10 protein-coding genes are annotated in these 13,005 nt (G+C 73.5%); 4 read left to right on the plus strand and 6 right to left on the minus strand.

Annotated features, from left to right (window positions below):
• The first annotated feature begins 87 nt into the window (after positions 1–87).
• Both TU31_RS30965 and TU31_RS30970 read left to right on the plus strand, forming a co-directional pair.
• A complete protein-coding gene (locus TU31_RS30965; protein WP_078886069.1) occupies positions 88–789 on the plus strand; it encodes an N-acetylmuramoyl-L-alanine amidase in 702 nt (233 codons plus the stop codon).
• 78 nt (positions 790–867) lie between these two features.
• Positions 868–2,073 (plus strand): phosphodiester glycosidase family protein, encoded by a 1,206-nt coding sequence (locus TU31_RS30970; protein WP_042160760.1) that lies wholly within the window; start codon positions 868–870, stop codon positions 2,071–2,073.
• A 41-nt stretch (positions 2,074–2,114) separates the two neighbouring features.
• On the opposite strand, the gene TU31_RS30975 is transcribed toward TU31_RS30970, so the two are convergent.
• Complete coding sequence (locus TU31_RS30975; RefSeq protein WP_018088533.1) at positions 2,115–2,309, minus strand: hypothetical protein; 195 nt, start codon at positions 2,307–2,309, stop codon at positions 2,115–2,117.
• A gap of 273 nt (positions 2,310–2,582) precedes the next feature.
• Between TU31_RS30975 and TU31_RS30980 the strand changes: the two genes are divergently transcribed.
• On the plus strand, positions 2,583–3,485 hold the full coding sequence (locus TU31_RS30980; protein ID WP_042160763.1) for an Ig-like domain-containing protein: 903 nt from the start codon (positions 2,583–2,585) through the stop codon (positions 3,483–3,485).
• A 26-nt stretch (positions 3,486–3,511) separates the two neighbouring features.
• Positions 3,512–6,829, plus strand: a complete 3,318-nt coding sequence (gene lysX, locus TU31_RS30985) for a bifunctional lysylphosphatidylglycerol synthetase/lysine--tRNA ligase LysX (RefSeq protein WP_042160765.1) — start codon at positions 3,512–3,514, stop codon at positions 6,827–6,829.
• Positions 6,830–6,936: 107 nt separating this feature from the next.
• Here the strand turns inward: lysX and TU31_RS30990 are convergent, their stop codons facing one another.
• Genes TU31_RS30990 through TU31_RS31010 form a run of 5 tightly spaced genes read right to left on the minus strand, consistent with a single transcriptional unit; the run spans position 6,937 to position 13,002 of the window.
• The gene (locus TU31_RS30990) at positions 6,937–8,088 is read right to left on the minus strand and encodes an alkaline phosphatase family protein (RefSeq protein WP_042160767.1); all 1,152 of its coding nucleotides are present in this window, start codon (positions 8,086–8,088) and stop codon (positions 6,937–6,939) included.
• Positions 8,089–8,136: 48 nt separating this feature from the next.
• Positions 8,137–9,060 (minus strand): hypothetical protein, encoded by a 924-nt coding sequence (locus tag TU31_RS30995; RefSeq protein WP_042160769.1) that lies wholly within the window; start codon positions 9,058–9,060, stop codon positions 8,137–8,139.
• Positions 9,057–10,916, minus strand: a complete 1,860-nt coding sequence (locus TU31_RS40350; protein WP_275451873.1) for a class I SAM-dependent methyltransferase — start codon at positions 10,914–10,916, stop codon at positions 9,057–9,059. The genes TU31_RS30995 and TU31_RS40350 overlap by 4 nt, the downstream gene beginning before the upstream one ends.
• Positions 10,917–10,921: 5 nt before the next feature.
• Positions 10,922–12,196, minus strand: a complete 1,275-nt coding sequence (locus tag TU31_RS31005; RefSeq protein WP_052719123.1) for a glycosyltransferase — start codon at positions 12,194–12,196, stop codon at positions 10,922–10,924.
• 2 nt (positions 12,197–12,198) lie between these two features.
• Positions 12,199–13,002 (minus strand): alpha/beta fold hydrolase, encoded by an 804-nt coding sequence (locus tag TU31_RS31010; RefSeq protein WP_042160775.1) that lies wholly within the window; start codon positions 13,000–13,002, stop codon positions 12,199–12,201.
• Positions 13,003–13,005: the final 3 nt, after the last annotated feature.

Genomic DNA, 13,005 nt, shown 5'->3' on the forward strand with positions numbered 1-13,005 from the left:
GCAGGCCGTGCCCTGTTGCGCATCATGAACGCACCGCATGTGCGTGACATGTACGCGACCACCCCTCGGTCCTTGTCAGGAGTTCACATGGAGCCCGCCCCCCGCCGCCCGGCCCGCCGGCGCCTGCTGACCGGCGCGGCCGCGCTCGCCGCGTCCGCCGCACTCACCCCCCTCACGGCAGGCACCACCGCCGCCGCCACGCGCCGGCGGACACCGTCCGGCGGCGCCTACCCCCCGCTCCACTGGGTCCCGGCCAGCCCGGGCAACTTCACCGCCGCCGACCGCCCGGCGCAGTATCCGGTCGAGCGGGTCGTGGTGCATGTGACCCAGGAGACCTACCGGGACACCCTCAAGCTGTTCCAGGACCCGGCGCACAAGGCGGCCGCGCACTATGTCGTACGGTCCGCCGACGGCTATCTCGCCCAGTGCGTCCGCGAACGGGACGTCGCCTGGCACGCCGGGAACTGGGACTACAACACCCGCAGCATCGGCATCGAGCACGAGGGCTGGATCGACGACCCGACATGGTTCACCGACCCGCTCTACGAGCAGTCCGCCCTGCTCACCGCCGCCATCTGTGACCGCTACCGGATCCCCAAGGACCGGGAACACATCATCGGCCATGTCGAGGTCCCCGGCACCGACCACACCGACCCCGGTGAGTTCTGGGACTGGGCGCGCTATCTCCAGCTGGTCAACGACGTCTCCTGGCACACACCGGATGACCCGGTCCGGCGACACGACGGCCGTTCGGCCGGTCTACGGATTCCTGACACCTCCGGGTCATAGTGAGCGTCTCCGGCGCCTGGGACAGTTGACGTGAGGTCAGGGGGGATCGTGAAGCGGCGATTCGGTCGGGTTCGCGCGATGCTGACGGTGCTGGTGGCGTGGGGTGTGCTGGCCGGCGGAGGGGTGGCGGGCGGAGCGCCGGCCGCGGCCGTGGGAGCGGATCTCCACCGCTCCGGTGCCGTGCCGGTGGCACCCGGTGTGGTCTACGGCGAGTTCCGGATGACGCTGCCGCGCGGCACCGTGCACGGGCATCTGCTGACCGTCGATCTGGCCGATCCGCGGGTCACCGTGGATCTGCTGTACCCGGGGGCGGTCGGCGCACGGTCACCGGTCTCCCAACTGGCCGCGGAGCGCCGGGCGGTGGGGGCCGTCAACGGCGACTTCTTCAACATCACCGAGACCCAGCACCCGGGGGTGCAGCCGACCGGCGCCTCGGTCGGCCCGGCGGTGGCCTCGGGGCGGCAGCTGAAGGGCGCGGTGCCCGACGGGCAGCGGTTCGGACCGGCGATGCCGCCCGGTGCGACCACCGAGGACGTGATCGGCGTCGGCTATGACCGCCGCGCCCGGCTGGACCGGCTCACACTGCGTGGTGCGGTGCGGACCGGCCAGGGGGCGCTGCCGCTGCGCGGACTGAACCAGTACGCGCTGCCGGTCGGCGGGATCGGCGCGTACACCCCGCAGTGGGGTCCGGCGTCCCGGGTGCGCGCCACCTGCGGGACGGATACCGACCGGGCGGCGCCGTGCAGTACGGAGACCGCGGAGGTGACGGTCCGGCACGGCCGGGTGACGGCCATCGGGGAGGTGCCGGGCGCCGGCGGGGTGGCCGTGGGCAGTGTGGTGCTGGTGGGCCGGGAGGAAGGGGCGCGGCAGCTGCGCGGGCTGCGCCTCGGTGAGCCGGTGAACGTCAGCTCGTACCTCGCCGGCCAGGGGCACGGCCGGCTGCGCTGCGCGGTGGGCGGCTTCCCGATCGTGCGGGACGGTGCGCCGCTGGCCGGACTGGACACCGTCGCCGTGGCGGTGCGCACGTCCGCGGGGACCGGGGCCGGCGGACGGGTGCTGTACCTCATGGCGCTGGACGGGGCACCGGGCCAGACCGGCCTGACGGTGCGCGAACTGGCGGATTTGATGGCGCAGTTGGGCGCGCGGGACGCGATGGACCTGGACGGCGGCGGGTCCTCGACCCTGGTCACCGGCGACGCATACGGGGCCACGGTCCGCAACCATCCGTCGGGGGGCGCGGAGCGGCCGGTACCCAATGCGCTCGGGGTGTTCTCCGCCGGGTGAACGGACGGCGCCGCGACCCCGGCGCCGGCCGGCCGGCCCCGTTACGGACGCAGGCTGCTCACCACATCGGCGGCGCCGGACAGCCCTTGGTGGATGTCCGGGGCGAGGCTGCTGCTCGCCAGATAGAAGCCGAGCAGCGCGCACACCAGGGCGTGCGAGAACTTGAGCTTGCCGCTGCGCAGGAAGATCACGGTCAGGACCACCAGCAGCAGGACGACCGAGATGGAAATCGCCACGGGACGCACACCTCCTCAACCGCCGCCCGAACGGACGGCAAGGGGTGGCCAGTTTGGCGTATTTCAGGGTATGTCCGGTTCTTGTCCGGGTGCTCCGATCGGGTGATCACTGCGGGTCACAGGGCGACGGGATGCCGGGGGACAACGGCGGCACGGGCGGGACGGCACACCACCGTGGCGTGGATCACATCACTCCCTGCAACGGAGTGTGGCGATCGGTCGTCTTAGCGGCCGACAGCGCCGCCCTCCCCCCTGCCGACGGAAAGCCCCGAGATGAGCCAGCCCCCTTCCTTCCGCCACCGGACGTTCCGGCGGCGGTGCCCCGCACTCGCCCTGGTCACGGCCGTCGGCGCGGGCACGCTCAGCGCCTGCGCGGGCATCGCGGCGCCGGCGCCGGTGGCCGACCCGGTAAAGGTGACACTGGGGGCGGCCGGCGGCACCAGGACCGTGCAGGCCGGCGACAAGCTGAAGGTGACCGCGGAGGGCGGTGTGCTGACCGAGGTGACGGTCACCGACCCCAGGGGCCGACGACTGCCCGGCGGGTTCGGGGGCGAGGGCACCTTCTGGACCTCCAGCGCCGAGATCGCCCCGGCCACCAAGTACTCCGTCGTCGCGAGGACCAAGAGCGACCGGGGCGGCGTCGGTGCGGCCAGGGAGTCGCTCACCACCGCGCGGCCGGCCAGGCTCAACACGCTGGTGCTCGATCCCGGCACCCAGGACGCCGTGGTCGCCGTCGACCGGCTGCTCACCCTCACCTTCGACCACCCGGTGACCGACCGGACCGCGGTGGAGCGCCGGCTGCGCGTCACCACCGACGACCGGACGACCGGTTCCTGGCACTGGACGAAGGACCTCAACGGCAAGGACCAGGTGACCTGGCGGCCCGCACAGCGCTGGAAACCGGGCACCGAGGTCAGGCTGCGGGCGGAGCTCGACGGGGTGGATTCCGGCGGCGGGCGCTACTTTTCCGGCGACTATGACCTGAACTTCACCATCAGCCGGAGTTGCACCGACTCGGACCTGGGGCGGGTTTGTGGCAAGGTCCACGTGGGTGACTCCGCCGGGATCGCCCCGTCCTCCGTACGAGGGAAAGACGACCACACCACCGGGATCGGAGACTGGCACGACCGGCGATCCCCGTGGCGGCGAAACAGCGCCCCCGCGTCGAGCAGCTGACCCCTTTCAGAGCCTAGTGTGACGGAATGAGCACCGTGCAGGACCAGGAACAACTCACGGGGTGGCGGCGCTTCCAGCGCCGGGTCCCCAATGGCTTCGCCATCATCTTCAGCGTATTGGGGCTCTTTTGTGCCCTGACGGCGCTGATCGGGCCTCTCCGGCGCGGACTCCAGCCGGTGATCTACTGGCTGGACACCCTCACCATCCCGGTGGCGCCGAACTTCGCCTATGCGGCGTTCCTCTTCCTCCTGGGCGCGGCGATGACCGCCCGGAAACGGGTGGCGCTGTGGTTCGTGGTGGCCTACATGGTGCTGGTCATCCTGGCCGACGCGCTGTTCCTGGCCTACCGGCTCTGGGAGTTCTCATTCTCCCTGGTGCTGTGTGCCGGGGCGCTGGTGCTGCTGCTCGTCTCGCACCGCGAGTTCTACGCGATCACCCGGCGCGGCGCGTTCCTGCGCGCCATCCTGGTGCTGGTCGGCGGGCTCGTGGCGGCGGTGCTGATCGGCTGGGGAATGGTGTCGCTGGCCCCGGGCACGCTGGAGGCCGGCGCCGCCAACCGGCTGCTGTGGACGGCCAACCGCGTCTGCGGCGGGCTGGTCGGCGGCCATATCGTCGAGGGTCATCCGCCGCACTGGATCAGTGCCGTCCTCGGTCTGCTCGGTGCGCTGGCGCTGCTGAACGCGGCCGCCACGCTGTTCCGTTCGCAGCGGATGGAGGCCGCGCTGCACGGTGACGAGGAGGACCGCATCCGGGCGCTGCTGGACCGCTACGGCAGCCAGGACTCGCTCGGCTACTTCGCCACCCGCCGCGACAAGGCCGTGGTCTTCTCCCCCAGCGGCAAGGCCGCCGTGACCTACCGCGTCGAGGCCGGGGTCTGCCTGGCCAGCGGTGACCCGGTCGGTGACCGTGAGGCATGGACCCAGGCCATCGAGGCATGGCTGGAGGTCGCCGGGCGGTACGGCTGGCAGCCGGCCGTCATGGGCGCGAGCGAGGACGGCGCCAAGGCGTTCGCCCGCAGCGGTCTGAACGCGCTACAGCTCGGCGACGAGGCGATCCTGCACGTCAAGGACTTCGAGCTGGCCGGCCGGGAGATGCGGGTGACCCGCCAGGCCGTCAACCGGGTCGAGCGGACCGGTGCGACCTTCCGCGTCCGGCGCCACTCCGCGCTGACCGACGAGGAGATGCAGGAGGTCATCCACCGGGCGGACGCCTGGCGGGACACCGAGACCGAGCGCGGCTTCTCGATGGCGCTGGACCGGCTGGGCGACCCCGCGGACGGGGAGTGCCTGCTGGCCGAGGCGTTCGACGGTGACGGCAACATGATCGCGCTGCTGTCGTTCGTCCCCTGGGGCACGGACGGCATCTCGCTGGACGTGATGCGCCGCGACCGCAGCGCGCCCAACGGCGTCATGGAGTTCATGGTGGCCCAGCTCTGCGCCCAGGCCGGGGCGATGGGCGTGCGCCGGATCTCGCTGAACTTCGCGGTGTTCCGCTCCGCCTTCGAGGAGGGCGCCCGGATCGGGGCCGGCCCGGTGCTGAAGGTCTGGCGCCGGCTGCTGCTGTTCTTCTCCAAGTGGTGGCAGCTGGAGGCCCTCTACCGCTCCAACGCGAAGTACAACCCGGAGTGGTATCCGCGGTTCCTGTGCTACGCGGACGCCGGTGCGCTGGCCCGGATCGCCCTGGGCTCGGGTATCGCCGAGGGCTTCGTCGACGTACCGAGCCTGGGCGCGCTGTGGGGCAAGGGCCACAAGAAGCGGGTGCTGGCCCCGGCGAGCACCGCCGGTCTGCCCTCGCTGGACGAGCTCGGGCTGGTCAAGGCGGCGCCGGCCACCGATGAGGAGCAGCACGCACAGGAGCTGGCCGCGCTGCCCGAGCAGGTGCGGGTGCGCCGCCTCAAGCTGGAGCGGCTGCGGGAGGCCGGCACCGACCCGTATCCGGTCGGCGTGCGGCGTACGCACACCCTGGGCGAGGTCCGCGACGAGTACCCGGACCTCGCGCCCGGGACGCGCAGCGGCAAGTCCGTCAGCGTCGCCGGGCGGGTGCTGCTCACCCGTGACCACGGCGGGGTGCTCTTCGCGGTGCTGCGCGACTGGTCGGGCGATCTCCAGATCGCACTGACCCGGGACGGCAGCGGCAAGGAACTGCTGGACCGCTTCGGCTCGGACATCGACCTCGGTGACCACGTCGAGGCGGAGGGCGAGGTCGGCAGCAGTGACCGCGGTGAGCTCACCGTGTTCGTCACCGGGTGGCGGCTGACGGCCAAGTGTCTGCGGCCGCTGCCCGACAAGCGGCGCGGGCTGTCCGACCCGGAGGCCAAGGTCCGCCAGCGCTATGTGGACCTGGTGGTCTCGACGGACGCGCGGGACAACCTGCGGGCGCGCAGCACGGCCGTGCAGGCGCTGCGCCAGGGGCTGATCGACCGCGGCTACCTGGAGGTCGAGACGCCGATGCTCCAGCAGATCCACGGCGGCGCCAACGCCCGTCCGTTCCACACCCATATCAACGCCTACGACCTCGATCTGTATCTGCGGATCGCACCGGAGCTGTATCTCAAGCGGCTGTGTGTGGGCGGTATGGAGAAGGTCTTCGAGATGGGACGGACGTTCCGGAACGAGGGCATCTCCTACAAGCACAACCCCGAGTTCACGATGCTGGAGGCGTACCAGGCATTCGCCGACTACGACGTGATGCTGGACCTGACCCGGGAGCTGATCCAGAGTGCGGCGATCGCCGCGTTCGGCAGCGCCACCGCCCGTAAGGCGGACGGGAACGGCAAGCTCGTCGAGCACGACATCTCGGGGATCTGGCCGGTCAAGACCGTCTACGGCGCGATCTCCGAGGCGCTCGGTGAGGAGGTCGACGCGGACACCGCGCCGGACCGGCTGCGCCGGCTGTGCCATGCCTCGGCGGTGCCGGTGAAGCCGGAGATGGGCCGCGGCGACATCGTGCTGGAGATGTATGAGCGTCTGGTGGAGGAGAAGACTCAACTCCCCACGTTCTACAAGGACTTCCCGACCGATGTGTCGCCGCTGACCCGGCAGCACCGGAAGGACCCGCGGCTCGCCGAGCGCTGGGACCTGGTCGCGTTCGGCACCGAGCTGGGCACCGCCTACTCGGAGCTGACCGACCCGGTCGAGCAGCGCCGGCGGCTCACCGCGCAGTCGCTGCTGGCGGCCGGCGGTGACCCGGAGGCGATGGAGCTGGACGAGGACTTCCTCCAGGCCCTGGAGTACGCGATGCCGCCGACCGGTGGTCTGGGCATCGGCGTGGACCGGCTGGTGATGTTCCTGACGGGTCTGTCGATCCGCGAGACGCTGCCGTTCCCGCTGGTACGGCGCCGCTGACAGACGTCCCGGGGCCCGCGGTCACAGCGGGCGGGACGGCACCGGCCACCTCCTTGCGGGGGTGGCCGGTGGCGTTTGCGGCTGCCGCCCCGCACCCCGGTCGTCGGTCAGAACCAGTTGACGGTGAGCGGGAAGCCGGCGGTGGCGGTGGCGCCCCTGGCGTCGGTGGCGGTGACGGTGACCGGGAGGGTGCCGGTCTGCCAGGGCCTGCCGGTGATACGGCCGCCGGCGGCGTCGAGGGTCAGGCCCAGGGGCAGACCGGTGGCGCGGTAGGTGAGCGGGGGTGTGCCTCCGGTGGCGGTCAGCTGGACGGTGCAGGACCGGCCGAAGCGGCAGGTCTGCGGGCCGGGGGTGGTGAGCGCGAGGTCGTCACCGGGCGGTTCGGTGCCGCCGGTGTCGAACGCCCCGGTGACGGGGGTGGCGGTGGCGGCATTGCCCGCGTGGCCGGTGCCGTACATGTCCTCGAAGGTCCGCAGCAGGCTGAAGTGGTTGTAGTCGCCGCTCACCGCGCCCCGCTTGACATGGGCGCCGTGGAAGACGGTCGCGATCCGGTTGGAGCCGAGGTAGTTGTCCTCGTCCCAGGTCACCATCAGCAGGCTGTTGTGGTCCTTGGCCCACCGGGCGTAGGAGTCGAGGTTGTTCCTGAGCCAGGTGTCGCCGCTGCCGACCGCGCAGTCGTGCATGTCGTTGCACATGTCCGGGATGACGAAGGACAGCGTCGGCAGCTTCGTGAAGTCGTCCTTGGGGAACTGGGCGAAGGTCTTGCCGGTGGTCACCGGCAGGTTCTTGAAGGCGAACCAGGGGTTGTGCTTCTGCGCGTAGCGGCCGCTGGAGCAGGTGGTGGAGCCCTCGTCGGGCAGTCCCTCGTTGTAGCTGGCGAAGGTCTTGCCGGCCGCGATCAGCTCCTGGCCGAGGTTGGGGGCGGACATCGACTGCGCGGTGTAGCAGCCGTCGCCGGTGACGCCCTGGGTGGCGCCGGAGAAGAGGTTGAAGTAGTTCGGCTGGCTGGGGTGGGTGAGGGCCTTCATGCCGGTCAGCTCGGCGCCGTCCTGGGCGAGTTGGTTGAGGTAGGGCGCCTGGGCGTTGCCGATGATCTCGCCGTACTGCTTGTTCTCGAAGACCACGATCACGACATGGTCGTAGGACGGCAGCGCGGACCGGACGGTCCGGGCGTCCGCCGCGGAGGCGACGGCGAGCAGGCCGAGCGTGCCGAGTGTCGCCACGACCGCCCTGCGCAGACGGATCGCTGTGCGTCTCATCAGGTTCTCAGCTCCTTGTCCGGGGGGTGAGGGACGGATGGGGGGTGTTCAGTCCTCGCGTCGGGCCGCGTCCGCGACCGCGATCCGCAGAAAGCGCGGTACGGGCAGGTCGCAGCGGCGGCAGGCATCGGCCACCGCGGCCCGGACCGCCGCGCGCCGGTCGGGCGGCATCAGCAGCAGCACGCTGCGGCCCGGCCGTTGTCCGGGCCACGAGGCGGACCAGGCGCCGGCGCGCAGGGCGTCGTGGACCGCGGTGGCGAGCGCGGTGGCGGTGGCCGTGGCACCGCCGGTGGAGCGGCGGGCCGTCACCAGCAGCAGGCTCGGCGGCGGGCCGCCGTCCGGAGCGCGCAGCGGCCGGCAACTGCCGTCGGGTGCCAGCAGCCGGCCGGGCCGGGCGAAGAGCACGGCCCGGCGCAGCGCGTCGTCGCCGGGCACTCCGGCGGCCAGCAGCCGCGCCAGTTGTGCGCGGGCCGGCGGGCAGCCGCCCCGGTCGGCGTGCACGGACGCGACGGCCAGCGCGGCGGCGCACTCCAGCGGCTCGGCGCCGGACAGCCCCACGGCGTCCGGCAGGGTGGCGTTCAGGTAGAGATCGGCGCCGCCGCGGCCGAGGCCGGCGGCGGCGAGTGTGCGCAGCGCGGCGTACGGGCGGGCGGCCCAGCCGGGGGCGTGGCCGGCCGGTCCGGTGAGCGGGAGTTCGGCGGTCTCGGCCGGCTGGTGGAGCGAGCCGCAGCGCAGCATGCCGTCATCGCGCGGGGCGACGGCCGCGCCGACATACCAGTTGGCCGCCGCGACCCAGCCGGCGCGGGGCGCCGTACCGGTGCCGGGCGGCTCGGCGGGCGGGGTGAGCCGGAAGGCGTACGGGGCCCGCCACACCGCTTCGGGCCGGCGGTGGTACGCCGTCGCGAAACCGTGGGCGAGCAGCCGCACCAGGGGGTCCGCGGTCGCGCGGCGGGCCAGGTCCACCGTGTTCATCCCAGCTCTTTGCGGGCGAGCAGCCGGTAGGCGTTGCCGCCGTCGGTGGCCCGCGCGATCGCGGTGCGCAGGTTGTCGACGGCGAGCGCGGCGGCGTAGCAGGGAACGGCCATGGCCTGTACGGCACGTCGGGCGGCACGGCGGGCGCGGGTGGCGGGGACGGTGGCCCAGGGGGCGAGCGGGTCGGGGGCGAGCCCGTTCGCGGCGAGGGCGACGGCGCCGAGGAAGTCCGCGTTGTTCTGGTGGGCGGGGCCGTGCTGCTCGGCGAGGACGGTGAAGCCCCGGGCCTCCAGGGCCTGTGTGAGGTTGCCTGCCGGCATCAGGTGCTGGTGCTGGGGCTGGAACCAGGGCAGCCAGTAGCGGCCGAGCAGTCGGGCGATCCGGGACTCGGGGTCGGGGAGTTCGATCAGCAGATGGCCGCCGGGGGCCAGCACCTTGACGGCCGCGTCGAGTTCGGCGAGCGGGTCCCGGGTGTGTTCGAGGTAGTGGTGCATGCTCACGGTGTCGTAGCGGCCGGCGAGCCGGTCGGCGAGATCGGGGAACTGGCCCTGGTAGCCGGTGTCGATCCAGCCCCGCCGTTCGGCCTCGTGGACCCCTTCGCCCATGTCCAGCCCGTCGAAGCGGGTCTCGGGCCAGACGCCGCGGGCGGCGTTGCAGAAGTGCCCCGCGGCGGTGCCGACGTCGAGCCAGGCCCTGGGGGTGGTGAACGGCCGGAGCAGCTCGGCGCGGTCGCGGTAGGTGGCGGTCATCCGGCCGAGGACCAGGGCGGCGCCCTCGCCACCGAGGCCTTCGTAGAAGTCGCGGTAGTAGAAGTCGAGTCCGTCCAGGGTGAGCCGGGGGTTCTGGAAGACATGGCCGCAGTGGCGGCACTGCTCCAGAGTGAAGCGGCCGGGCTTGCCCTGGAGCAGGTCGGGCATCCGGACCCGTACGACGGGGTCGGGAGCCGAGCACCAGGGGCAGTCGGCGCGACGGGGTTCGAAGAACCGGTCGGTGCCGGCGGCGAGGTCGGCGGTGTACGCGGCATGGCGCGCCGGGGCGGCGGTCCGGGGCTGCTCGGCGGGCGGGGAGGCCAGGGTGCGCAGCGCGGCGGACAGGGAGCGCAGTGGACGGGACGCGGTGGCGCGGGCCAGGCCGGCCGGGCGCAGGCCCCGGGCCGGGCTCAGTACGGCGGCGGGCTGAAGCCAGTACAGGGCGGCCGCCGCAGCGCCCCAACGAGGCGCCGAGAGCGCGCACTTCACCAGCAGGGCCAGTCCTGCCAGCTGGGCGGCGGACAGCAGGGCCGGCGGCAGGCCCCGGGCACGGAGCTCCTCGGCGCGCCGGGTCGGGTCGGGGTGCGGGGACCGCAGGCCGGGGGCGATGGCCCAGCCGGTGGCGTCCGGGGCGTACTCCTTGAGGGTGCGCAGGAGGCGGATCAGGCCGGCCACCGACTGCGGCGGCGCCTCGGTGTCGAGCCCGGCCCGCCGGTGGATGTCGTCGGCCACCAGCAGGGCGTGGCCCGCGCCGTGGCCCGGCGCGCACCGGTCCGTGCGGTGGGCGGCCGGGTCGAGGAGCCGGAGCAGACCGAGGACGCTCTCGGCGTCGAGGTGGGCCGGGATCAGGTCCACGACGCGCAGTCCTTCGCGGGTGGCGTGGGCGATGGCGGCGCGCAGCGTCGCCTCGTCGGCCACGACACCGGGCGCGGTGATCAGCTGCCAGCCGGTCAGCGGGGGCCGGGCGGTGCCGTGCGGTCCGGCGGGGTCGAGCACGGGCAGCGCGGCGAGCCTGCGGCGGGCGCGTACGGTACCCGCTCCCAGCGCCGTCACGGCGACGGCCGCCGCCCATCGCGTGCGGTGTCCCGAACGGTGCGCTCGCGTCATGTGGCTCACGGTCCCTTCTCGTTGTCGGTCGGGGCGGTGCCGGTTGCGGACGGGCCGGGGCGCGGTCCGGGCCGCAGTTTCTCCAGGCGGTCGGCCGCGGTGGCGGCGCCGCCCGCCGCGGCGAAGGACGCCTGGATACGGCGGGCCGCCCGGCGGTGGGCCGGGTCGTCCAGCACGGCGGACAGGGCCTGGTGCAGCTCGTCCGCACGCGCGCGGCCGAAGCGCACCCGCACCCCCGCCCCGGCCTCGGCCACCTGGCGGGCGACGATCGGCTGGTCGTCGCGTACGGGTGCCACCACCAGCGGCAGCCCGTACGCGAGCGCCTCGCACACGGTGTTGTGGCCGCCGTGGCACAGCACCGCGTCGAGGTGCGGCAGCAGCTGGAGCTGGGGGACGTACTCCTGGTGCAGCATGTGCGGCGGGATGTCGCCGGCGAGGTCGCCCGGGGCGGCCAGGATCAGCTGCGCCCGGTCCGCGAGGGCGTCCGCGGCGCGCAGGACCGCGGGGTAGAAGCGGGCGCCCGCCGCGCGGTTGAGGGTGCCCAGCGAGACGAGCACCCGGGCGCGGCCGGGGTCGAGCCGGCGCCACGGGAAGTCGCCGCCGGCCGGGCGGGCGCCGAAGGCGGGGCCGACGAACGCGTACTGCGGCGGGTACCGCCCGGCGGCGCCGACGGGTACGGCGTCCTGGGTGTGCGCCGCGGCCCGCTCCGGGCGGTCGTCACCGATGAGTGCGGGGGTGGAGTAGACCAGGACGAGGTGCGGAGAGAAGCGCGGGTCCCAGCCGCCGGGCGCACCGCACTCGGCGAGCAGTGCCGCGATGCGCCGGCTCACCCACTCCCCCACCTTCGGGAAGTCGTCGAACGGCCGGACGATCTCCGCCGAGGTGGTCGCCGAGGTCGCCCAGGGCAGGCCGTGCCGGCGGGCCACCACCGGCCCGGCGAGGGCCTGTTGGTCGGTGACCAGGATGTCGGGGCGGAAGGCTTCGACGGCGGCGTGCACTCCGGGCAGCATCGCGCGGGCGAGCGGGATGAGGGCCTCCGCCCAGAGGAAGCGCAGGGCGGCGATGCCCCGCAGATCGCGCCATCGCGCGCCGCCCAGCTCCTGGCCGCCGGGCGCGTCCCGGTCTCCCGCCGCGTACAGCAGGGAGCCCGTGGGGAGCATCGGGGTCAGGGCCGCGGCGGGGCCGGTCCAGGCGACCTGGTGGCCGCGCGCGGTGAGTTCGGCGGCGACGGCGAGCGTGGGGTTGACATGCCCGGCCAGCGGCGGGACGACGAACAGCACTCTCATCGGGCCACCGCCCCGGCAGGCGCGCCGAGCCGGCCCAGCAGGGCGTCACAGAGCCCCTCGGTGGCCTCGTTGAGCACGGTGTGCCCCACCCCGGGCAGCACACAGAGTTCACAGTCCGGTGCACTCAGCGCCAACTGCCGTGCGCCGGAGAGGAGTTCGGAGTGCTGCCCGTAGACGGCGAGGACCGGGCAGCGCAGTCGGGTGAAGTCGCCGGGAGTGAAGGGCGCATCGGCCGCGATGTCCTCGATGAGGGTGGTGTGGTTGAGCAGGGCATCGGCGGCGGCGGTGAGCCGGGCTTCCTTGCGCCGCCCCAGGGCGGCCAACTGCCCTGCCAGGGCGCGGTGTTCGAGGCCGAGGGCCGCGACGGAGAGGGTGTCGGTCATGTCGTCGATCCAGTCCCCGGTCAGATGGGCGTCGATCAGGACGACGGAGGCAACGAGGTCGGGCCGGACGAGGGCGGTGTGCAGCGCCAGCGCACCGCCGTAGCTGTTGCCGACGAGATGGACCGGGCCGCGGTCGAGGCCCAGGGAGCCGAGCAGGGCGATGAGATCGGCCACCGAGGTGGCCCGGTCGTAGCCGGTGGGCGGGCGGTCGCTGCGGCCGTGCCCGCGCTGGTCGTAGAGGAGTACGTCGTGTCCGGCGCGGGAGACGGGGCCCGCGAGGGTGCAGTAGAAGCTGGACAGGTTGTCCATCACCAGCCCGTGGAGAAAGACGACGGTGGGGCCGCCGGGCCGGGGGCCGCCGTGGCCCGGCAGCCGCTGGGTGTGCAGGCGCAGCCCGCCCGCGGGTGTGAGGGCCATGGC

This window comes from Streptomyces lydicamycinicus (assembly GCF_000829715.2).
Taxonomy (GTDB): domain Bacteria; phylum Actinomycetota; class Actinomycetes; order Streptomycetales; family Streptomycetaceae; genus Streptomyces; species Streptomyces lydicamycinicus.